Source organism: Erwinia sp. CGal63 (genome assembly GCF_037026505.1).
Classification (GTDB): Bacteria; Pseudomonadota; Gammaproteobacteria; order Enterobacterales; family Enterobacteriaceae; genus Erwinia.
Map to the genome: position 1 here is coordinate 1201721 of NZ_JAKUMN010000001.1, position 21210 is coordinate 1222930.

General features: G+C 57.6%; 17 protein-coding genes. 8 read left to right on the forward strand and 9 right to left on the reverse strand.

Annotated elements, in window-relative coordinates; genetic code table 11:
• Positions 1–21 precede the first annotated feature (21 nt).
• Complete coding sequence (locus MKZ79_RS05440) at positions 22–1266, forward strand: MFS transporter (protein ID WP_442897127.1); 1245 nt, start codon at positions 22–24, stop codon at positions 1264–1266.
• 38 nt (positions 1267–1304) lie between these two features.
• On the opposite strand, the gene msrA is transcribed toward MKZ79_RS05440, so the two are convergent.
• Positions 1305–1835, reverse strand: a complete 531-nt coding sequence (gene msrA, locus MKZ79_RS05445) for a peptide-methionine (S)-S-oxide reductase MsrA (protein WP_336140607.1) — start codon at positions 1833–1835, stop codon at positions 1305–1307.
• 396 nt (positions 1836–2231) lie between these two features.
• Between msrA and MKZ79_RS05450 the strand changes: the two genes are divergently transcribed.
• Positions 2232–4271, forward strand: a complete 2040-nt coding sequence (locus tag MKZ79_RS05450; RefSeq protein WP_336140609.1) for a choline transporter — start codon at positions 2232–2234, stop codon at positions 4269–4271.
• A 50-nt stretch (positions 4272–4321) separates the two neighbouring features.
• On the opposite strand, the gene MKZ79_RS05455 is transcribed toward MKZ79_RS05450, so the two are convergent.
• Entirely contained in the window at positions 4322–5374 is a 1053-nt protein-coding gene (locus MKZ79_RS05455; RefSeq protein WP_336140611.1) for an AbrB family transcriptional regulator, read from the reverse strand.
• A 299-nt stretch (positions 5375–5673) separates the two neighbouring features.
• On the reverse strand, positions 5674–5904 hold the full coding sequence (locus MKZ79_RS05460) for a hypothetical protein (protein WP_336140613.1): 231 nt from the start codon (positions 5902–5904) through the stop codon (positions 5674–5676).
• Positions 5905–6076: 172 nt separating this feature from the next.
• Between MKZ79_RS05460 and MKZ79_RS05465 the strand changes: the two genes are divergently transcribed.
• Together MKZ79_RS05465 and tus are read left to right on the forward strand one after the other, a co-directional pair.
• Positions 6077–6478: an H-NS family histone-like protein gene (locus MKZ79_RS05465; RefSeq protein ID WP_246759257.1), complete on the forward strand. Its 402-nt coding sequence runs from the start codon at positions 6077–6079 to the stop codon at positions 6476–6478.
• Positions 6479–6618: 140 nt separating this feature from the next.
• A complete protein-coding gene (tus, locus tag MKZ79_RS05470) occupies positions 6619–7548 on the forward strand; it encodes a DNA replication terminus site-binding protein (protein WP_336140615.1) in 930 nt (309 codons plus the stop codon).
• 34 nt (positions 7549–7582) lie between these two features.
• Here the strand turns inward: tus and fumC are convergent, their stop codons facing one another.
• The gene (fumC, locus tag MKZ79_RS05475) at positions 7583–8980 is read right to left on the reverse strand and encodes a class II fumarate hydratase (RefSeq protein ID WP_336140616.1); all 1398 of its coding nucleotides are present in this window, start codon (positions 8978–8980) and stop codon (positions 7583–7585) included.
• A 297-nt stretch (positions 8981–9277) separates the two neighbouring features.
• Between fumC and MKZ79_RS05480 the strand changes: the two genes are divergently transcribed.
• On the forward strand, positions 9278–10777 hold the full coding sequence (locus MKZ79_RS05480) for a YdgA family protein (RefSeq protein ID WP_336140617.1): 1500 nt from the start codon (positions 9278–9280) through the stop codon (positions 10775–10777).
• A 163-nt stretch (positions 10778–10940) separates the two neighbouring features.
• Positions 10941–11939, forward strand: a complete 999-nt coding sequence (add, locus tag MKZ79_RS05485; RefSeq protein WP_336140619.1) for an adenosine deaminase — start codon at positions 10941–10943, stop codon at positions 11937–11939.
• Positions 11940–12003: 64 nt separating this feature from the next.
• Here the strand turns inward: add and MKZ79_RS05490 are convergent, their stop codons facing one another.
• From MKZ79_RS05490 to MKZ79_RS05510, 5 genes are all read right to left on the reverse strand, one after another.
• The gene (locus MKZ79_RS05490; RefSeq protein ID WP_336140620.1) at positions 12004–13044 is read right to left on the reverse strand and encodes an oxidoreductase; all 1041 of its coding nucleotides are present in this window, start codon (positions 13042–13044) and stop codon (positions 12004–12006) included.
• Between the two features lie 87 nt (positions 13045–13131).
• Positions 13132–14043 (reverse strand): arabinose operon transcriptional regulator AraC, encoded by a 912-nt coding sequence (gene araC, locus MKZ79_RS05495; RefSeq protein WP_336140621.1) that lies wholly within the window; start codon positions 14041–14043, stop codon positions 13132–13134.
• 9 nt (positions 14044–14052) lie between these two features.
• The gene (gene araH, locus MKZ79_RS05500) at positions 14053–15033 is read right to left on the reverse strand and encodes an L-arabinose ABC transporter permease AraH (protein ID WP_336140622.1); all 981 of its coding nucleotides are present in this window, start codon (positions 15031–15033) and stop codon (positions 14053–14055) included.
• 15 nt (positions 15034–15048) lie between these two features.
• A complete protein-coding gene (gene araG, locus MKZ79_RS05505; protein WP_336140623.1) occupies positions 15049–16563 on the reverse strand; it encodes an L-arabinose ABC transporter ATP-binding protein AraG in 1515 nt (504 codons plus the stop codon).
• Between the two features lie 46 nt (positions 16564–16609).
• On the reverse strand, positions 16610–17593 hold the full coding sequence (locus MKZ79_RS05510; RefSeq protein WP_336140624.1) for an arabinose ABC transporter substrate-binding protein: 984 nt from the start codon (positions 17591–17593) through the stop codon (positions 16610–16612).
• A gap of 344 nt (positions 17594–17937) precedes the next feature.
• On the opposite strand from MKZ79_RS05510, the gene MKZ79_RS05515 reads away from it, so the two are divergent.
• Together MKZ79_RS05515 and araA are read left to right on the forward strand one after the other, a co-directional pair.
• A complete protein-coding gene (locus tag MKZ79_RS05515) occupies positions 17938–19620 on the forward strand; it encodes a ribulokinase (RefSeq protein WP_336140625.1) in 1683 nt (560 codons plus the stop codon).
• Positions 19621–19629: 9 nt separating this feature from the next.
• Positions 19630–21135: an L-arabinose isomerase gene (gene araA / locus MKZ79_RS05520; protein WP_336140626.1), complete on the forward strand. Its 1506-nt coding sequence runs from the start codon at positions 19630–19632 to the stop codon at positions 21133–21135.
• Positions 21136–21210: the final 75 nt, after the last annotated feature.

Here is a 21210-nt window from a genome sequence, read left to right on the forward strand (position 1 = left end):
TTTCTGATGTAAGGACAGGCAGTGAACTCCTCTACGCAAACCGCCAGCTCGGATAGTCGCTTCGGACCTCCTGCCGAACCTGCCGGCCCCCCTATCCGCCGAGGCTCGCCGCAGTTTATGCGCGTAACCCTGGCGCTGTTTTCCGCCGGGCTGGCGACGTTCGCGCTGCTTTATTGCGTGCAGCCCGTTTTGCCCATTCTGTCGCAGGAATTTGGCGTCTCGCCCGCTGCCGGCAGCCTTGCTCTCTCTGTCGCTACCGGCCTGCTGGCGCTGGGGCTGCTGGTAACCGGCCCGCTTTCCGATGCGATAGGCCGTAAGCCGGTGATGGTGACGGCGCTGCTGCTGGCCGCGCTGTTCACTCTGCTTTCCGCAGCCATGACCAGCTGGCACACCCTTCTGCTGATGCGCGCCCTGACCGGCCTGGCGTTAAGCGGCGTGGCGGCGGTCGGGATGACCTATCTCAGCGAAGAGATTCACCCGGGCGCGGTCGCGTTTTCGATGGGGCTTTATATCAGCGGCAACTCTATTGGCGGCATGAGCGGCCGACTGCTCAGCGGCGTGATCGCCGATTTCAGCAGCTGGCGCATCGCGGTCGCAGCTATCGGCTGCTTCGCGCTGGCCGCGGCGCTAATGTTCTGGAAAATTCTGCCGCCCTCGCGCCATTTTCGGCCAGCCTCGTTGCGGCCGCGTAGCCTGCTGATCGGTTTCCGCCTGCACTGGCGCGACAGCGGCCTGCCGCTGCTGTTTGCCGAAGGTTTTCTGCTGATGGGCGCGTTCGTCACGCTGTTTAACTACATCGGCTACCGGCTGCTTTCGCCGCCGTGGTCGCTCAGTCAGGCCGTGGTTGGCCTGCTCTCCATGGTCTATCTGACCGGTTCCTGGAGCTCGCCGAAAGCGGGCGCGATGACCGCGAAATATGGCCGCGCCACCGTACTGCTGGTCTCGATAGCCGTGATGCTGGCGGGCGTAATCCTGACGCTGGCAAATGCGCTTTGGCTGATCCTGCCGGGAATGATGCTGTTTACCGCCGGTTTTTTCGCGGCGCACGCCGTTGCCAGCGGCTGGATAGGCCCGCGCGCGCGACGCGCCAGGGGACAGGCTTCCTCGCTTTATCTGTTCAGCTACTATCTGGGGTCAAGCCTGGCGGGCACTTTGGGCGGCGTGTTCTGGCACAATTTCGGCTGGCAGGGCATCGTCGCGTTTATCGCTTTGATGCTGGTACTGGCGCTGCTGGCCGGTTTCCGCCTGCGCGCGAAAAAGCTGTAGTAAAAAGCGGGCGAAAGCCCGCTTGCGTCAATCGTGGCTTATTTAGTCTGGCTGGCGTAGCGCTTACGCAGCTTCTGCAGTTTCGGCGGGATCACCGCCAGACAGTAACGGTTTTCCTGCCCTTCGCCTTCCCAGTAGTTCTGATGATAATCCTCTGCCGGGAACCATTCGCTGGCTGCTTCAATCGTGGTGACTACCGGCTCGGCCAGTTCAGCCTGCGCACGCGCGATGGCCGCTTTCGCTTCCACCGCCTGAGCTTCATTCAGCGGGAAAATCGCCGAGCGATACTGGGTGCCGATATCGTTGCCCTGGCGATTAAGCTGGGTCGGATCGTGCGTGGCGAAGCTGATATCCAGCAGCTCGCCGTAGCTGATTTTTTCCGGATCGAAGCCCAGGCGAATCGCCTCGGCATGGCCGGTTTCACCAGTGCAAACCTGCTTATAGGTTGGATTGGCGACGTGGCCGCCGATATAGCCGCTTTCCACGGTTTCTACGCCGTTAATCTGTTTAAACACGGCTTCGGTGCACCAGAAGCAGCCACCGGCGATAATTGCATATTCAGTCATCATTGTTCCTTATTTGCTCTGCGAGCCTCGTGAATCATTCCAGCATAAGTTTTTAATTTTTTCTACGCACTTCCATGCGGTGCTGGTTATTTGAGTAAATGCTAATTCCGATGAAACAAATAACGCTTGCTAACTGTGTGGTTATATTTCGAAGATTTTGCATGTTTGTTATTTTTAATTGAATGCTCAATCAATAAAAACTATGATGTGAAGCTTATTTTTTAGCACAAACCAGTGGAGGCAAACGTAGCAGGTTACACAAGTGACGTAAAATCAAACAAATACACCAGATCCTGAAGAGTTCCCCAGTGTAGTTAGCGGATATGCGGCGGAGGTTTCCCAGTATGCGCTAAGGCACGCTTTGTGAACTTCAGGTTTATTTAGCTTTTCGGAGAGCCTATGCCGACAACTGAAATATCAAGGAAAGCGCAACAAGACCGTATTAATCCCGTGGTTTTTTATACCTCGGCAGCGTTAATCCTGCTTTTCTCCCTCACCACGCTTTTTTTCACGGATTTATCCGGTCGCTGGATAAATAAAACCCTTGAATGGGTATCCAATACTTTCGGCTGGTATTACCTGCTGGCGGCCACCGTCTATATCGTTTTTGTCGTGCTGATTGCCGCCTCCCGTTTCGGCTCGATTAAGCTCGGGCCGGAACAGTCCAAACCTGAGTTCAGCCTGATGAGCTGGGCGGCGATGCTGTTCGCAGCCGGCATCGGCATCGATCTGATGTTCTTCTCCGTGGCCGAACCCGTGACGCAATATATGATGCCGCCGGAAGGCCAGGGACAGACCATGGAAGCGGCGCGACAGGCGATGGTCTGGACGCTGTTCCACTACGGGCTGACCGGCTGGGCGATGTACGCGCTGATGGGGATCGCGCTGGGCTACTTCAGCTACCGTTACGGCCTGCCGTTGACTATCCGTTCCGCGCTCTATCCTATCTTCGGTAAGCGCATTAACGGCCCGATCGGCCATTCAGTGGATATCGCTGCGGTAATCGGCACTATTTTCGGTATCGCCACGACGCTGGGTATCGGCGTGGTTCAGCTGAACTATGGCCTGAAAGTGCTGTTTGATGTGCCGGAAGGCTTAACGGCTCAGGCGGCGCTGATTGCGCTGTCGGTCATTATGGCCACTATTTCGGTGACCTCCGGCGTCAATAAGGGGATCCGTTTCCTGTCGGAACTCAACGTGCTGCTGGCGCTGGGCCTGATTCTGTTTGTGCTGTGCATGGGCAATACCAGCTTCCTGCTTAACGCGCTGGTGCTGAACGTTGGCGACTATATCAACCGCTTTATGGGGATGACGCTGAACAGCTTCGCTTTCGACCGCCCCGGCGAGTGGATGAACAACTGGACGCTGTTCTTCTGGGCATGGTGGGTCGCCTGGTCGCCGTTTGTCGGCCTGTTCCTGGCGCGTATCTCCCGTGGCCGAACTATTCGTCAGTTCGTGGTGGGTACTCTGACTATTCCGTTTATTTTTACGCTGCTGTGGCTGTCGATTTTCGGCAACAGCGCGCTGTATGAGATTATCCACGGCAACACCGCGCTGGCCCAGGAGACGCTCGCCCATCCGGAACGCGGTTTCTATAGCCTGCTGGCGCAGTATCCGGCCTTTACCTTCAGCGCTTCGGTCGCCACTATTACCGGCCTGCTGTTCTATGTCACCTCTGCGGACTCCGGTTCGCTGGTGCTGGGCAACTTTACCTCTAAACTGAGCGACATCAACAACGACGCGCCCAACTGGCTGCGTATTTTCTGGTCGCTGGCGATTGGTCTGCTGACGCTGGGGATGCTGATGGTGAACGGCGTAACCGCGCTGCAAAAAACCACGGTGATTATGGGCCTGCCCTTCAGCTTTGTGATTTTCTTTGTGATGGCCGGTCTTTATAAATCGCTGCGCGTTGAGGATCATCGGCGCGCCAGTACTGCTGTCAGCACGCCGCCGGTGCCGGTTTCACGCGAAGATCGCCTGAACTGGAAGCAGCGTATTTCCCGCGTGATGAACTATCCGGGCAGCACGCATACCAAAAAGATGCTGGATAACGTCTGTCGTCCGGCAATGGAGGAAGTGGCGCTGGAGCTGGAGCGACGCGGTGCGAAGGTTCAGGTCAGCGAGCTGCCGCCGCTGGAAGATGAGCGTCTTAATCATCTGGAAATGTTGGTCAGCCTCGGCGACGAGCAGAGCTTCCTCTATCAGATCTGGCCGCAGCGCTATTCGGCGCCGGCGTTTACCTGGCGCGCCCGCAGCGGCAAGTCCGATTACTTCCGCCTGGAGACTTTCCTGCTGGAGGGCACTCAGGGCAACGATCTGATGGACTACACCAAAGAGCAGATTATTAACGACATTCTCGATCAGTATGAGCGCCACCTGACCTTCCTGCATATTCATCGGGAAGCGCCGGGCAGCACCATGCCTTTCCCGGAAGCCTGATCGGCTAAGCCGTCAAACTATTTTCTCGCCAGCCGGACTTTTTTGTCCGGCTATTTTTTTGCCCCTACCCACTTCGCCAGCCATTTCGCCAGGAGTGGGCCGGTAAAAAGCACCACCATAAAACGGCCGGTCTGCATCGCCATAACGAACGAGAGATCGACAGGGCTGGAGGCGGCGATAATAGCCACCGAATCGGCGCCGCCAGGACTGGTGGCCAGATAAGCCGTTAAGGGATCGACGCCGGCGAAACGCACCAGTAAATAAGCCAGTCCGCAACAGACTGCCACCAGGCTAAATATCGCCAGCAGCAGACGCGGCAGCGCTTTCGCCGCATAGGAGAGAATAGCGCGGTTAAAACGCAGGCCGATACTCCAGCCAATCAGCGCGTAAGCTATGGTCAGTATAGCTGGCGGCAATTCCAGCCTGACCAGCTGCGTATTTTGCACCAGCAAACCGCCAGCCAGCGAGAGTAATAAAGCGCCCGCGGGCAGCCTGAGCCATCGACTTATCCCGACGCAAACCACTATCACGAATAAAGTGGCCGCGAAGGCAGGCCAGATCACAGGCTGAATAATAGTGAAGGCGGCAGCATTCTGTGCAGCAGCGGGCGGCGCCAGGCAGCGTGCAATAAGCGTGGCGAGTACGGCGACAATAACCACGCGCAGATATTGCATAAAGGCCACCAGCCTGACATCGGCGTCGTAACTTTCCGCCATCAGCGTCATGGCGGTTGCGGCGCCAGGGGAAGATCCCCAAATAGCGGTTGAGCCTGGCAGCACCTGCCAGCGAGTAAGCAGCCAGCCCGACAGCGCGCTGGCGAAAATTACCGAGAAAATAGCGGCCGCAAAAAGTAGTCCGTTATCGGCTATTTCCGTAAATACCGCAGGCGGCATAGCGCGAGCGATCATGCAGCCCACTACCCCCTGCGCCAGCCAGAATAACGGTTTAGCGATAGTCACGGGTTTATCGCGAGCGGCGAAAATAATCGCTACCAGCATCGGCCCTAACAGCAGCGCGGCGGGAAGTTGAAACTGCTCAAGCAGGATAACAACAGCGGCTGAGAGAAGAATAAGCGCAGGCCAGCGTAATAAGGGAGGCTTCATTAATTCATCCTGCCGATCGGTAAAAAATTATTCTGGCACACACCGGGATGAGGCACCAGATTTGCGCTGTTGCCCTGCTGGGCTTTCGGGCATTGTGCGTGAAGCGCCGTGAAAGCTGCATAAAACACCGCGCTGAACGCTACCTATAAAAGTGAAGTTAATAGCATGTTGTAACTACAAGGCGGTCTATTTATGCCGAAATGGTCTTATGCCGTGCCGACAATAAGGTTATCGACCGCCATTATAGTCAGCTATTTATATGTTCAGTGCGATCGCTATAAGCGTTCATCTTACTCATTTTATGAATCAAAAAAGCCCGTAGCGCCTTTAAATTCCCGGCTACAGCCACCGGGTAAACAAATTTGTTGGCGACTTACAAAAAAAACCGCCTGCTGACAGAGCAGCATGATTAATTTATTCTTCTTTAGCTTCAGGGCCGCGATGCTGCAATTATAGACGCCGCTGATTACTCCCCAGCCCTCTTTTACTCTTGTCGCTGCACAGCGCGTTAAGATTTTTCTCATTGCCATGAAATATACCTTCACTTTCTCCCGCACTATTTTGCAAAAAAAATGAAAAAGCGGCGCAATATAGCTTTTTTTTCAGATTTACTGTTTTGAACTGCGGCAATTCTATGTACACTGTTCTACGATACATACACTGATAAATCATTTTAACCAACTCAACGCTACGGATTCCTTTATGAGCGAAACTCTGAAAGTATTAAATAACATTCGAACTCTTCGTGCGCAGGCTCGTGAAGTTTCATTATCTGAACTGGAAGAGATGCTGGAAAAGCTTGAAGCGGTGGTTAACGAACGTCGCGATGCGGAAGCGGCTATCGCTTCTGAAATCAAGGAAAAAGAAGAGAAACTGGCAAAATATCGTCAGATGCTTCTGGACGACGGTATCGATTTAAGCGAGCTGACCGCAGCAGAAAATAACTCAGGCAAATCTCGCGCTAAACGCGCGCCGCGCCCTGCTAAATACCAATATACCGATGAAAACGGCGAGACTAAATCCTGGACAGGTCAGGGTCGTACGCCAGCGGTGATTAAGCAGGCGCTGGATCAGGGTAAAAAGCTGGAAGATTTCTTGATCTAAATCTTCCGCCACGCTGAGCCTTCAGCGTGGCCGCTTTTATTCATCATTTCACTTTTGTCATTTATATTTTCCTCCCGCTGCTGTCCCTTTTCGCCATTTCTGCTATTCTTTTAGCGTATGTTGTAACTAAGGATAACATCATGAGACGTTATGACGCCGTTGAAAATCTGCACCGTTGCGCCACCGATTTACAGGCGGCGCTGGGTGAATTAACCCATCAGCTATCCGCGCAGCGCCTGCTGGCGGCCCGCGTGTTTGAACTGCCGCTGGTGCAGAAAGGTCAGGAGCACGATCCGGTAACGGAAATCGCCGTCACCCAGCATCTGGCGCAGCCCGCGTTCGCCATGACTCTCGCTCACTATAACCGGCTCTATATGCAGCATCAGTCGGAAACCATCAGCACCAAAGCCGCGGTTCGCCTGCCTGGCGCTATCTGTCTGGAAGCGGCAGGCCCGCAGGCCGATCTTTTGCGTCAGCGTGTAGAGCAGGTTAATTTGCTGAAAAAACGGCTGGAGGAGATTATTACGGTAGAATCCGGCGTCTCCAGCGAAGAGCGTTTTGAATTTGTTCACAGCCATCTGCGCGGCCTGATCACCCTGAACGCCTATCGCTCAATTACCTTACTGGAAGCGCCTGATTCCGTGCGTTTCGGCTGGGCAAATAAACATATTATTAAAAATGTAACGCGCGAAGAAATGGTGGAGAAGCTTAAAAAAAGCCTGAAGTCCGGACGGGCAATGGCGCCGTGGACGCGGGAACAGTGGGGAGAAAAATTGCAGGATGAGATCGCCATGCTTAATTCGCTGCCCGGCAGCGCTAAGCTCAAGATTAAACGGCCGGTCAAGGTGCAGCCGATTGCCCGCGTCTGGAATAAAGAACAGCAAAAACAAACCCAGCTCGCCTGCCCTTCTCCGCTGCTGGTACTCTGTCCCGACGCCTTATCCGTACCCAAGCTGGGCGAATTATTAAATTATGACGCCGGTAAAGTGGTGCACCGATTTAAGCCGGAAGCGGCAAAGCTTTTTTCACTCATTCCCCGGCTGCATCTTTACAGCGACAGGCTTGCGTAAAAAAAGAGCGGAAAGCTTTCCGCTCTTACGTTAATTACGCTTTCATGCTGCCGACCATCTCTTCGGGTCGAACCCAGCTGTCGAACTCTTCTTCGGAAAGATAACCCAGCTTGAGCGCGGAAGCTTTCAGCGTCAGACCTTCCTTGTGCGCTTTTTTGGCGATCTCTGCCGCTTTATCGTAACCGATATGAGTATTCAGCGCCGTTACCAGCATCAGCGATTCATTCAGCAGCTGCGAAATACGATCGCGATTCGGTTCAATCCCTACGGCGCAATGATGATTAAAACTGTCCATACCGTCGGCCAGCATTCGCACCGACTGCAGGAAATTATGAATAATCATCGGGCGGTAAACGTTAAGTTCGAAATTACCGGACGCGCCGCCCATATTAATGGCGACATCATTGCCCATGACCTGGCAGCAAAGCATGGTCATCGCTTCACACTGGGTCGGGTTCACCTTGCCCGGCATAATAGAGCTGCCCGGTTCGTTTTCCGGAATGGCGATTTCGCCAATGCCGCAGCGAGGGCCGGAAGAGAGCCAGCGCACGTCGTTGGCGATTTTCATTAACGAGGCCGCCAGCCCTTTCAGCGAGCCGTGTGCATGTACCAGCGCGTCGCAGGTCGCCAGCGCTTCGAACTTGTTCGGCGCGGTGACAAAAGGCTGCTTAGTGAGTTCGGCCAGCTCTTTCGCCACGCGCACCGCATATTCCGGATGCGTGTTCAGACCGGTGCCGACCGCGGTGCCGCCCAGCGCCAGCTCCGCTACGTGCGGAATGCTCTGCTCGATATGCTTCAGATTGTGCTTCAGCATCGCCACCCAGCCGGAAATCTCCTGACCCAGCGTCAGCGGCGTGGCATCCTGCAGATGGGTACGGCCAATTTTCACGATATCCTTAAAAGCTTCCGCTTTCTCATCCAGCGTGCTCTGCAGCACCTTCAGCTGTGGGATCAGATGCTCCTGCAGCGCGATAACGGCCGCGACGTGCATAGCGGTAGGAAAAACGTCGTTAGAGCTTTGGCTCTTGTTGACATCGTCATTGGGATGAACCAGACGCGCCATGCCGCGATCGCCGCCCAGAATTTCGCTGGCGCGGTTAGCCAGCACCTCATTCATGTTCATATTGGTCTGGGTACCGGAACCGGTCTGCCAGATCGCCAGCGGAAACTCGGTGGCGTGCTGATTATCCAGCACCTCATCAGCAGCCTGTACAATCGCCTGCGCGCGCTCTGCGGGCAGCAGTCCCAAATCGCTGTTGACCTTCGCCGCGGCGCGCTTGGTCAGCGCCAGCGCGTGCACCAGCTCAACGGGCATCTTTTCGCTGGAGATGCGGAAGTGCTCCAGCGAGCGCTGCGTCTGCGCGCCCCAAAGTTTATCTGCCGGAACGTCGATGGAACCCATTGAATCTTTTTCAATGCGGTTGGCGGCCATGTCTTTCTCCTTTACTGGTTTAAATGGAACCCAACTGCCCATCCGGGCGTTTTGCGCGGGCCATAGTATGACATACAATAATTTAACATTTTGCGAGCCGGTCGTCCTTATCCCATTTTGACGCCCCGGAAAATGCGCTCCTGAGGCTGATTCCGGCGCTGCCGGTCAGATTGCGGCTGACGCTACGGGCCACAGTTGCTATCATTTAACCCGTTATACAGAAACATTTTTTCCTTAGCCGAACCGGACTGGATGCGCGTGTCGGCATCGGCGACTTAAAAAAGGACGACTTAACTCATGAAGAAGACAAAAATAGCCGCGGGCGTAATTATCGCCCTGGGCGTGATCTGGACCGGTACAGCATGGTTTACCGGCAAAAAGCTGGAGAACAACAGGGATATGCTGGTGCAGGAAGCCAACGCCCGCATGAATGAGCTGCTGCCTAACGGCCGCCTGAAGCTGAGTTACCAGGACTGGCAGCGCGGTATTTTCAGCAGCTCGCTGCGCCTTGTGGTGCAGTCTGACTCGCAAACCGAAGATAATTCGCCGCTGAAGCCGGGCCAGAGCGTGGTATTCGATGAGAAAATCGATCACGGCCCTTTCCCCTTCGCCCAGCTTAAAAAATTCAATCTGATCCCCAGCATGGCCTCGGTGCATACCCAGCTTGAAAACACCGATGCGGTGAAAAAACTCTTCGAGATGAGCAAAGGCCAGTCGCCGCTTCAGGCGGATACGCGCATCGGCTATAGCGGCGCTACCGCTTCCGTGATTGATCTGCTGCCGCTGGATTACGCCAACGCGCAAACCGGCGAGCGCTTCGCCTCTAACGGCGGCACCCTGACGCTCAGCGCCGATAAAAAAGGCGATAAGGTCGACTACGACGGCAAGCTGGAGAGCCTGGCGCTGACGTTGCGCAATCAGCTGAATATGCCGGTTATGTTTACCTTCAACGGCGTGAAGCTGGATGGCAAAACGCACCTTAACGCTCAGGGTCTGCGCATCGGCAATCAGAACGCCACGGTTGATAAAATCAGCTCCGCCGTCAACGGTCAGTCCTCATTCGATCTGGAAGGCGTGAAGCTGAACTCTTCCTACGACAGCGCCAACAACCTTGTCTCCGGCACCACCGATTTAACGCTGGACGCGCTGAAGATCCGCGAGCGCGATTTCGGTCAGGGCAAGCTGCAGCTCAAGCTTTCCCAATTTGACGCCGACGGCATCAAAGCCTTTAGCGACAACTATCAGCGCCAGATGAAAGCGCTGAGCGACGAGCCGGGCATGGCGGATAATCCGGAGCTTTACCAGCAGCGCGTCGGCGAGGTGCTGAACGCCAACCTGCCGCTGCTGCTGAAAGGCGAGCCGGTGATCACCATCGCGCCGCTGAGCTGGAAAAACAGCAAGGGCGAAAGCAGCTTCAACCTTTCCGTCCATCTTAAAGATCGCCCTGCCAATGCGCCGCAGCCGCAGACGCTGAGCCAGGCGCTCGACAACTCGCTGAAAACGCTGGATGGCAAGCTCACCGTCTCTATGGATATGGCCACAGAGATGATGACGCAGGTAGCGATGGCGGAAGGCCATCCGCAGGAAGAGTCCGCTAAGCTTGCGGATCAGCAGGTCAAAGGCGTGGCCGCGATGGGCCAGATGTTCCGTCTGACCAAACAGGAAGATAACAATATTGTCACCAGCCTGCAGTACGCCAGCGGTCAGGTGACCATGAACGGCGAGAAAATGTCGCTCGACCAGTTCCTCGCCCACTATATGCTGGGCGGCGAACCGGCAGCGATGCCGCAACAATAGGTTAGCGCTCCGCATGTCATTTTTAGCTGGCCTGAACAGGCCAGCTTTTTACTTTAAGGGCAATTAATCGGCAATTGATGCGCCTCTTGCGCAATTCGCTGGCTATGTTGCGCAAATAGTTTTTATACTGTTATGCACTTTTATGACTACAGAGTGCACCGCCATGATCGATTCCCATATTCCCCTTACCGATATCCATCGCCATCTCGACGGCAACATCCGTGCACAAACCATTCTCGATTTAGGCCGCGAATTTAATCTGGCGCTGCCCGCTACTACGCTGGAGACGCTCAGACCGCATGTGCAGGTAATGAAAAACGAGCCGGATCTGGTGAGTTTTCTGCAGAAGCTGGACTGGGGCGTTAAAGTTCTCGGCTCGCTGGAGGCCTGCCGCCGCGTAGCGATGGAAAATGTCGAAGACGCGGCTCGTGCCGGTATTCACTACGCGGAGCTGCGCTTCTCTCCCGGCTATATGGCGATGACCCATAACCTGCCGGTTGCGGGCGTGGTGGAAGCCGTTATCGACGGCGTGCGCGCGGGCTGTGAAAAGCACAATATTACCGTGCGCCTGATCGGCATCATGAGCCGCACCTTTGGCGAAGAAGCCTGTCTGCAGGAGCTGGAAGCGCTGCTGGCGCACCGCGACGGCATCACCGCGCTGGATCTGGCGGGCGACGAGCTGGGCTTTCCCGGCAGCCAGTTTCTTAGCCATTTCAACCGCGCGCGCGACGCAGGCCTGCGCATTACCGTTCATGCGGGCGAAGCGGCCGGCCCGGAAAGCATCTGGCAGGCGATTCACGAGCTGGGCGCCGAGCGCATCGGCCACGGCGTGAAGGCGATTGAAGACGCGAAGCTGATGGATTACCTGGCGGAAAACGCGATCGGCATCGAATCCTGCCTGACCTCTAATATCCAGACCAGCACCGTCTCGTCGCTGCTGCATCACCCGCTGGTCAAATTCCTCGATCACGGCATTCTGGCCACGATCAACACCGACGACCCAGCCGTTCAGGGCATCGAGATCGGGCATGAATACAAGATTGCCGCGCCGCAGGCGGGCTTGAGCCAGCAGCAGATGCGCACCGCTCAGGAGAACGGGCTGAAGATCGCCTTTTTAAGCGAAGCGGAGAAAGAGGCTATTCGCGCCAGCGTAGCGGCTTGAATCACCAGTCGCTAAGAATGGTCAAAACGAGGTAAAACGCCCGGCGACAGCGCCGGGCGTTTTTTTATTTCAGCGACAGCGTCTGCCGCTTTTCGGCAGATTGCAGACCCAGCTCGATCAGCTCCATCACCTGAATCGCTTCCTGCGCCGTGACCGGATTGGCGCCGTCGCCGTTAATGGCGTCGCGAATGCCCGCATAGTAAGCGGGATAGTTGCCCGGCGTGGTGAGCAGCGTCTCTTCCGCCATCATTTCGCCATTAGCCAGCGTTACCACGCCGTCACGCATATCGTAGCCCCACTCTTCCTGCGGCGGACGTCCGCCCGACCTCAGGCTGTCCTCCTGCGGGTCCAGGCCATACTTCACATAGCTGCCGCGCGTGCCGTGTACCTGATAGCGCGGCGATTCCGCCGCCACCAGCATACTGGCGTGCAGCACTACGCGACGCTTTGGATAGGTAAGCACGGCGTGGAAATAGTCGGTGGTTTGCGCGCCCGGGCGCAGTTCCGCCAGGTCGACGTTGATAGCCACAGGCGAACCGAATAGCTGCAGCGCCTGGTCGATCAGGTGCGGCCCTAAATCGAACCAGATGCCGCTGCCCGCGCCCTTCTGTTCGCGCCAGCGGTTACGCACTTCAGGACGGAAACGGTCGAAATGGGACTCAAAGTAGCGCACTTCGCCCAGCGTGCCTTCCGCCAGCAGCGTTTTCAGCGTCAGGAAGTCGCTGTCCCAGCGGCGGTTGTGAAACACCGACAGCAGCAGACCTTTGGCGACGGCCAGCGCTTCCAGCTCGCGCGCCTGTGACAGTGTCACGGTAAAAGGCTTATCCACCACCACATGCTTGCCCGCGTTCAGGGCCGCTTTCGCCAGCGGGAAATGGGTGTCATTAGGGGTAGGAATCACGATCAGCTGGATAGAAGGATCGTCAAACAGCGCCTGCGGCTCGGCCACCACCGTAACGGCGGGCCAGTCGGCACGCACTTTGTCGGCGTCGCTACTGGAGACGGCCGCCAGTTCCATGCCGGAAGCGCCGCTGATTAACGGCGCGTGAAACGTTTTGCTGGCAAAGCCGTAGCCGACCAGACCAACGCGAATAGTGTCGTTCATTTGTCATCCTCTTGTCGCTTACCCGAATGATTTAAGACTATCAGTCGGGCAAGGACAAGGCGGATTTACCTGAATGTTAAAAGAAAGTTATTGGCCGGCGCGCAGCAGATCCCAGCTTTCCCGCGTCACCAGCGTATCGGCATCCAGCGAACGGCGGCGGAAATCGCTGGGGCTGACGCCCACGCGCTTGCGGAACACGCGCGAAAAATAGAGCTGATCGTCATAGCCGACGATGCGTCCCACGGTGGCGATAGGCTCCTGAGTGGTTTGCAGCAGCAGCCTGGCGCGGATAATGCGCTGATCCTCGCGCCAACGCAGCAGGTTGATGCCCATCTGCTCGCGGAACAGATGCGCCAGCCGCGACGGCGACAGGCAAACATGATTGGCCACTTCGTCGATTTTCAGCTCGCCCGCCAGATTATTGGTGACGTACTGGCAGGCTTCGATAATGCGCGGATCGCGAATTTGCTGATGGCTGCGCGGATCTTCCTCTACCGCGCGCAGCAGCAGCCGCTCAAGCAGGTTCATCGCCAGCTCTTCGGCAAAGCGTTTTCCCGAGGTATGGGTCTGCTCTATGGTGGTAAAGAGCCGTTCAAACTCCGCCCACAGCCGCTCGGGCAGCCGCAGTCTGCCGACGCCGCGCTTTTCATCCTGCCACACCAGCCAGCTGCTCCAGTAGGCGCGCGGGCGGAAGTAAATCCAGCGATGGTGCCAGCAGTCGCTCTCCGGCGCGCGGCCGTAATAGTGCGAGGTTTTTGGCTGAAACAGCAGCAGATCGCCCGGCTCGCACTCAAAAGCCTCATCGCCGCTGAACACCTGGCCGCGACCTTTGATAGTCAGGTTAATGATATAGCCCTTCATGCCCTGTGGCCGATCGATAAAAAAGTCGAGCGGATCGCCTGCGCTAATCGGCGTCAGGCCCGCCACCAGCCAGGCGTTGAAGGGATAGCCGGGCAGCAGCGGATTGGATTGCGCTACCGGTTCCAGACGATGGTACATAGCGCCTCCTCAGGCCGTTTTGGCTTTCTGTTTATAGCGGTCGAAAATCACCGCCGCCAGCAGGATCAGGCCGCGCACCACATACTGTGAGAACGGCGAGATATTCAGCAGGTTCATGGCGTTCTCCACCGTGCCGAGGATCAGCACGCCCGCCACCACGTAGGAGATTTTGCCGATGCCGCCCTTCAGCGAAACGCCGCCCAGCACGCAGGCGGAGATAACGATCAGCTCGTAGCCCAGCGAAGTCATCGGCTGGCCGCTGGTCATGCGCGAGGCCAGGATGATGCCCGCCGCGGCGGAAACCAGCCCGGACAGAATAAAGATGATAATGCGCGTCCGCACTACGGGTACGCCAGCCAGTCGCGCCGCCTCTTCGTTACCGCCGATAGCCAGCGTGTTGCGGCCAAAGGTGGTTTTATTCAGCAGAAAGCCAAAAACGATCAGCGTGCCGATGGTCAGCCAGACCGGCGCGGGTACGCCCAGCCAGCTGGCGTAGCCCAGCGCGAAGAAGCGTTCGTCCTCGATGCCGACCGCTTTGCCGTCGGAGAAAATATAGGCGAGGCCGCGCACGATTTGCATCGTTGCCAGCGTGGTGATCAGCGCGTTGATTTTGAGTTTGGCGATGACAAAGCCGTTAACGAAGCCGCAAACCACGCCCAACAGCAGACCGGCGGTGATGCCAATCCACAGGCTTTCGGTCATGTTGATCACCACGGCGGCGGTCACGCCCGCGCAGGCGATTACCGAGGCGACGGAGAGATCGAAATCGCCGGAGGCCAGACAGAACAACATGCCGCAGGCGACCATGCCGGACATCGACATCGCCAGGCCCAGCCCTTTCATATTGATCAGCGTACCGAAGTTAGGCACGAAGATGGTACAGCCGATAAAGAGCACGGCGAACACCACCAGCATCCCGAAATTATCCCAGATGCGGCTCAGGTTAACGCGCTGCCTCGGCGGCGTAGCGGAAGAAGTAGTTAAAGACATGGTTGACTCCTCAAGTCAGGCAACGCGCTGGGTGGTTTTCGGCATGGCAAGCGCCAGCGTCAGGGCTTCGGTGGCTTCATCATGGCTCAGCTCGCCGGCGATGGCGCCTTCACGCATCACCAGAATACGGTCGGCCAGCCCCATCACTTCCGGGAGATCGCTGGAGGCGAAGAGCACCGCGATGCCCTCTTCCGCCAGCGCATAGATCAGGCGATAGATCTCGTTTTTCGCGCCGACATCGATGCCGCGCGTCGGCTCGTCCAGCAGGATCACCTTCATCTCTTCCGACAGCCAGCGGCCAAGAATCGCCTTCTGCTGGTTGCCGCCGGAAAGATTCATAATCAGCTGATCGGCGCCAGGCGTTTTGATATTCAGCGAGCGGATATGGCTGGCGGCGTTTTTGCTCTCCCACTGGTTGTCGATCAGGCAGCCAGCGGTCAGGTTGTTGCGCCGCGCGCTGATATTGATATTGTCGCGTACGGAGTGCACCGCGATAATGCCGTCCGCTTTGCGATCTTCCGGGCAGAGCAGAATGCCGGCGCGGATGGCGTCGGACGGCTCGCGAATCGTCAGCTTTTCGCCATCCAGCCGCACTTCGCCGCCGCTGATGCGCGTGCCGCCGAACAGGCCTTTCAGCAGCTCGCTGCGTCCCGCGCCTACCAGGCCGAACAGGCCGACGATTTCGCCCGCGCGCACCTCCAGCGAGATTGGCGTACGCACGCCTTTGGCCTGCACGTTGTCCAGACGCAGGCGCACTTCGCCGGTTTTACGCGGCGTATAGCCGTAGATATCGCCGATTTCACGCCCGACCATCGCCTGCACCAGCTCGTCGTGGCTGGTGGCGGCGACATCATCGAAAGTGCGTACGTAGCGTCCATCTTTGAAGACGGTGATAGCGTCGCTAAGGGCAAAAATCTCCTCCATGCGGTGCGAGACATAGAGCACTACTTTGCCCTCGTCGCGCAGCTGGCGAATAACGCGGAACAGATGCTCGATCTCGCGCGCGGAGAGCGAGCTGGTCGGCTCATCAAAAGCGATCACTTTGGCGTTTCTCGCCAGCGCTTTGGCGATCTCCACCATTTGCCACTGGCCGAGCGACAGCGATTTCAGCGGCGTATCGGGATCGATATCCATACCTAAATTTTTCAGCTGCAGTCCCGCCTCATAGCGCAGCAGCGAGCGGTTAACAAAGCCCGCGCGCTGCGGCAGCTGGCCCAGGTAGATGTTTTCCGCTACCGACATTTCCGGTACCAGATGCAGCTCCTGATAGATAATGGCGACGCCCGCGTTGAGCGCGTCCAGCGTGTTAGTGAAGCTGACCGGCTGGCCCTTGAGCCGGATTTCGCCGCTGGAGGGCTGGTAGCTGCCGCTGAGGATCTTCAACAGCGTCGATTTACCGGCGCCGTTTTCGCCCATCAGCGCGTGCACTTGGCCGGCGGCGCAGTCGAAGCTGATATCCGTCAGCGCTTTAACGCCGGGAAAGGTTTTGCCGATATTATGAAAGCTCAGATACGGGGATGGCATGGTCATTCCTCGCTGTAAGGTGCGTCGGGGCCGCCAGGCGGCCCCTTTCCGATTACATCAGGCCTTTTTTAGCCAGTTCGGTTTTAAAATTGTCGCGGGTAATCAGCACCACGTCGGTGACTTCGGTAAATTTCGGCGGCTCGGCGTCTTTGGTCACCCAGTTATAGAGCATCTGGATGCTTTTATAGCCGTGCACGTCCGGGCTGGGCAGCAGCGAGCCGTAGAAGCCGGTCGCCTGGCCTTTGGAGAGTTCGCTTACCGCGTCCACGCCGTTGATGCCGATGCCGATCACGTCCGGCGCTTTAAAGCCCTGGCCTTCGGTGGCGCGCACGCCGCCGAGCACGGTATTGTCGTTCATGCCGACGATCAGCCAGTGTTTAACTTCCGGATGCTGTACCAGCAGCGAGTTGCCTGCGTCAAACGCGCCGGGAATGTCGTTGGATTTGGTCGGCACCTTATAGATCTGCGCCTCAGGGAAACCGGCCGCCTTCAGCGCGTCCACGGAGCCGCCGGTACGACGGCGCGCCGTATCCAGCTCGTCCGCCGTAATCGCCATTACGCCGGTTTCTTTCGCATTCCAGCCGCGTTTCTGCATCTCCTTATAGAGTTCCTGACCCTGACGCTCGCCGATTTTGGTCGCCGCCATCATCACCAGCGGCACCGTCTCCATCGGCTTGCCTTTGGCGGTGACAAACTGGTCGTCCACGGCGATCACTTTCAGATCGTAGCTGCGGGCTTTGGCTACAATCGCCGAGCCGAGCTTGGGATCGGGCGTGCAGATAACAAAGCCTTTCGCGCCGCTGGCGGCCAGGCTGTCGATCGCATTCAGCGTTTTTTCGCCATCGGGCACGGCGATTTTAATCACCTCAAAGCCCATCTCTTTCCCCGCCTTGTCGGCGAACTTCCATTCGGTCTGGAACCACGGCTCTTCCGGCTGCTTCACCAGAAAACCCAGCTTCATCGTGTCGGCGATAGCCGAATGTGACATAACGGCGGCGAGGCCAGCGATGGCTAACGCCTGAGTAAATTTGTGCATGAGGCTCTCCGGCTCAGTGCCCGCTTTTGGCGGTTTAATGTAAACGGTATCAATTCAGTCCTGGCACGCTGCAACGCCAGCGTATTCGGCATATTAAGACGCCGATAAGCGCTAGTTGTAATGGTAAAGAGAGGGGAAAAGGGAGAGCGCTATCACACCCTGAGCTTTTAGCTGTTTGATCCATATATTTAGCAAAATTAACACAAATCAAACATTTGAAGCCGGTCACAAAACGCTGCGTTACGGCAGAAAAGTGCATATTTGCAGCGGGCTACAGCCTAACCGCCCGCCACGCAATTTCTTAGGGTAGTCGTAACCTATTCGTTGACCGCCCGGAGAGAAAAATGCAGTTGGACGCCATTACAATCGGTCTGGACTTTGGCAGTGACTCGGTGCGCGCGCTGGCGGTTGAGTGCGCCAGCGGCAAAGAGCTGCAAACCGGCGTTGTCGCCTACCCGCGCTGGCAGGCCGGGCTTTACAGCCAGAGCCGTCTGAATCAGTTCCGCCACCATCCGCAGGACTATATCGACGCCTTTGAACAGGCTATTCGTGACGTTGTCACTAAACTGACGCCGGAACAGCGTCGCAGCATCGTCGGCATCGGTGTTGATTCCACCGGCTCGACGCCGGCGCCCATCGATCGTCAGGGCAACGTGCTGGCGCTGCTACCAGAGTTTGCAGAAAACCCCAACGCGATGTTTGTGCTGTGGAAGGATCACACCGCCATTAAGGAAGCGGAAGAGATTACCGCGCTCTGCCATAGCGGACGTTTTGAGGACTATGCGCGCTTTATCGGCGGCACCTACTCTTCCGAATGGTTCTGGGCAAAAATTCTGCACGTCAGCCGCGAAGATCGGGCAGTGCGCGAAGCGGCGGTGGCCTGGGTTGAGCTGTGCGACTGGGTGCCTGCGCTGCTTAGCGGCACCACCGCGCCGGAAGCGATTCGCCGTGGACGCTGCGCCGCCGGTCATAAGTCGCTGTGGCACCCCGCCTGGGGCGGCCTGCCGGGCGCGGACTTTTTCAACGCGCTCGATCCGCTGCTGACGGAACATCTGGATACGCCGATGTTCAGCGAAACCTGGACGGCAGAGCAACCTGTCGGCCAAATTACCGCAGAATGGGCCGCGCGGCTGGGCCTGCCGGAAAACGTCATGATTTCCGGCGGCGAGTTTGACTGCCATATGGGCGCCGTCGGCGCGGGCGCCACGCCTTATACCCTGGTGAAAGTGATCGGCACCTCCACCTGCGATATTTTGATCGCCGATGTGGATCGCGTTGGCGAGCGCGCTATCGAAGGTATCTGCGGCCAGGTCAACGGCAGCGTGGTGCCGAATATGATTGGGCTGGAAGCGGGCCAGTCGGCTTTCGGCGATATGTACGCCTGGTTCAGCCGCCTGCTCGCCTGGCCGCTGGCGCAGGCCGCCGAAAAAAATCCCCATTTGCAGGCTGAGCTACAAAAAATCCAGCAAAACCTGCTTAACGATCTCACCAAAGCTTGGGCCGCCGATCCGCAGCTGGATCATCTGCCGGTGGTGCTGGACTGGTTTAACGGCCGCCGTACGCCTTTCGCCAATCAGCGCCTGAAAGGCGTGATTACCGATCTGAATCTCGGCACCGACGCGCCAACGCTGTTTGGCGGTTTTATCGCCGCGACGGCCTTTGGCGCGCGCGCCATTATGGAGTGTTTCGAGCGCCAGGAGATTCCGGTGGAAAATATCCTGACGCTGGGCGGCATCGCCCGTAAATCCCCGGCCATTATGCAGGTCTGCTGCGACGTCATGAATCGGCCGCTGGATATCGTCAGCTCGGACGAGTGCTGCGCGCTTGGCGCAGCGATTTTCGCCGCGGTCGCCGCCGGCGTCTATCCCGACGTGCCCGCTGCCCAGCAGAAAATGGCCAGCCCGATTGCCACTACGCTTGCGCCCGACGCCAGCCGCGTCGAGCGCTATCAGCAGCTCTATCAGCGTTACCTTCAATGGTGTGAAGTGGCCGAACCGCAGTTCGCCCCGCGCCAGCTCAACAGTTAAGGAGAAAGTATGGCTCAGCTTAATGCGCTCAGCGTCTGGTTTGTTATCGGCACTCAGCATCTTTACGGCAGCGAAACGCTGCGCCAGGTGGAACAGCACGCGCAGCAGGTAGTGGATGGCCTTAACCGCGACGGCAATCTGCCGTTCCGGCTGCAGCTGAAGCCGCTGGTGAAAAGCCCGGACGAAGCGCTGGCGCTCTGCCGCGAGGCGAACTATGCCGACGACTGTATCGGCATCGTCACCTGGCTGCACACCTTCTCGCCGGCCAAAATGTGGATTGGCGGCCTGTCGGTGCTGAATAAGCCGCTGCTGCAGTTCCATACCCAGTTTAACGCGGAGATCCCGTGGGACAGCATGGATATGGACTTTATGAACCTGAATCAGACCGCGCACGGCGGCCGTGAGTTCGGCTTTATCGGCGCGCGGATGCGGCTGCCGCACAGCGTGATCACCGGCCACTGGCAGGATAAAACCGCGCAGGAGCGCATCGGTAAATGGATGCGCGCCGCCGCCGCCAAACAGGCCAGCTCGCAGCTGAAAGTGGCGCGCTTCGGCGACAATATGCGCGAAGTGGCGGTAACGGAAGGCGACAAGGTGGCGGCGCAGATCCAGTTCGGCTATGCCGTTAACGGCTGGGGCGTCGGCGATCTGGTCGAGGTGATCAACGGCGTCAGCGACGGCGACGTCAACGCGCTGATCGACGAATATGAAAGCCTGTACGACTTTACGCCCGCCGCAGCCGCCAACGGCGAAAAGCGGCAGAACGTGCTGGACGCCGCGCGCATTGAGCTGGGCATCAAAAGCTTCCTGCAGGCCGAAGGCTGCATGGCTTTCACCACCAACTTCCAGACGCTGCACGGCATGACGCAGCTGCCGGGCCTGGCGGTACAGAGACTGATGGGCCAGGGCTACGGTTTTGCGGGCGAAGGCGACTGGAAAACCGCCGCGCTGCTGCGTATTTTCAAGGTGATGGCGACCGGGCTGCCGGGCGGCACTTCCTTTATGGAGGATTACACCTATCACTTCTCGCCGGGCAACGAGCTGGTGCTGGGATCGCATATGCTGGAGGTTTGCCCTTCCATCGCCAAAGAGTCGCGTCCGCTGATTGACGTACAGTATCTGGGCATTGGCGGCAAGGCCGATCCGGCGCGCATGATTTTCTCTACGCCAGCGGGACGCGCCGTAAACGCCAGCGTGATCGATATGGGCGATCGTTTCCGCCTGCTGGTCAACGTGGTGGACGCGGTCGAGCAGCCGAAGCCGCTGCCGAAGCTGCCGGTGGCCCGCGCGCTGTGGCGTGCGCAACCTTCGCTGGCGACCGCTTCCGAAAGCTGGATCCTCGGCGGCGGCGCGCACCATACGGTGTTCAGCCAGGCGTTGACGGTCGAGGATATGCGTCAGTACGGCGAAATGCACGGCATTGAGGTGCTGGTGATTGATGAGGAAACCACGCTGCACGGCTTTAAAGACGCGCTGCGCTGGAACGAGGCTTACTACAGGCTGAACCAGCGTTAAGCGACAGGCCGCCTCGCTTGCCAATCGTTATAAGCCACGGTTCTCCGACCGTGGCTGGAGGTTGTTTACAAACTT

Bases quoted from the DNA above. Each gene is read 5' to 3' on its own strand.
- araA (WP_336140626.1), top strand. From the start codon at position 19,630: ATGGCTCAGCTTAATGCGCTCAGCGTCTGGTTTGTTATCGGCACTCAG.
- MKZ79_RS05465 (WP_246759257.1), top strand. From the start codon at position 6,077: ATGAGCGAAACTCTGAAAGTATTAAATAACATTCGAACTCTTCGTGCG.
- araH (WP_336140622.1), bottom strand. From the start codon at position 15,033: ATGTCTTTAACTACTTCTTCCGCTACGCCGCCGAGGCAGCGCGTTAAC.
- add (WP_336140619.1), top strand. From the start codon at position 10,941: ATGATCGATTCCCATATTCCCCTTACCGATATCCATCGCCATCTCGAC.
- araG (WP_336140623.1), bottom strand. From the start codon at position 16,563: ATGACCATGCCATCCCCGTATCTGAGCTTTCATAATATCGGCAAAACC.
- fumC (WP_336140616.1), bottom strand. From the start codon at position 8,980: ATGGCCGCCAACCGCATTGAAAAAGATTCAATGGGTTCCATCGACGTT.
- MKZ79_RS05450 (WP_336140609.1), top strand. From the start codon at position 2,232: ATGCCGACAACTGAAATATCAAGGAAAGCGCAACAAGACCGTATTAAT.
- MKZ79_RS05460 (WP_336140613.1), bottom strand. From the start codon at position 5,904: ATGGCAATGAGAAAAATCTTAACGCGCTGTGCAGCGACAAGAGTAAAA.
- MKZ79_RS05455 (WP_336140611.1), bottom strand. From the start codon at position 5,374: ATGAAGCCTCCCTTATTACGCTGGCCTGCGCTTATTCTTCTCTCAGCC.
- msrA (WP_336140607.1), bottom strand. From the start codon at position 1,835: ATGATGACTGAATATGCAATTATCGCCGGTGGCTGCTTCTGGTGCACC.
- tus (WP_336140615.1), top strand. From the start codon at position 6,619: ATGAGACGTTATGACGCCGTTGAAAATCTGCACCGTTGCGCCACCGAT.
- MKZ79_RS05510 (WP_336140624.1), bottom strand. From the start codon at position 17,593: ATGCACAAATTTACTCAGGCGTTAGCCATCGCTGGCCTCGCCGCCGTT.
- MKZ79_RS05490 (WP_336140620.1), bottom strand. From the start codon at position 13,044: ATGAACGACACTATTCGCGTTGGTCTGGTCGGCTACGGCTTTGCCAGC.
- MKZ79_RS05515 (WP_336140625.1), top strand. From the start codon at position 17,938: ATGCAGTTGGACGCCATTACAATCGGTCTGGACTTTGGCAGTGACTCG.
- araC (WP_336140621.1), bottom strand. From the start codon at position 14,043: ATGTACCATCGTCTGGAACCGGTAGCGCAATCCAATCCGCTGCTGCCC.
- MKZ79_RS05480 (WP_336140617.1), top strand. From the start codon at position 9,278: ATGAAGAAGACAAAAATAGCCGCGGGCGTAATTATCGCCCTGGGCGTG.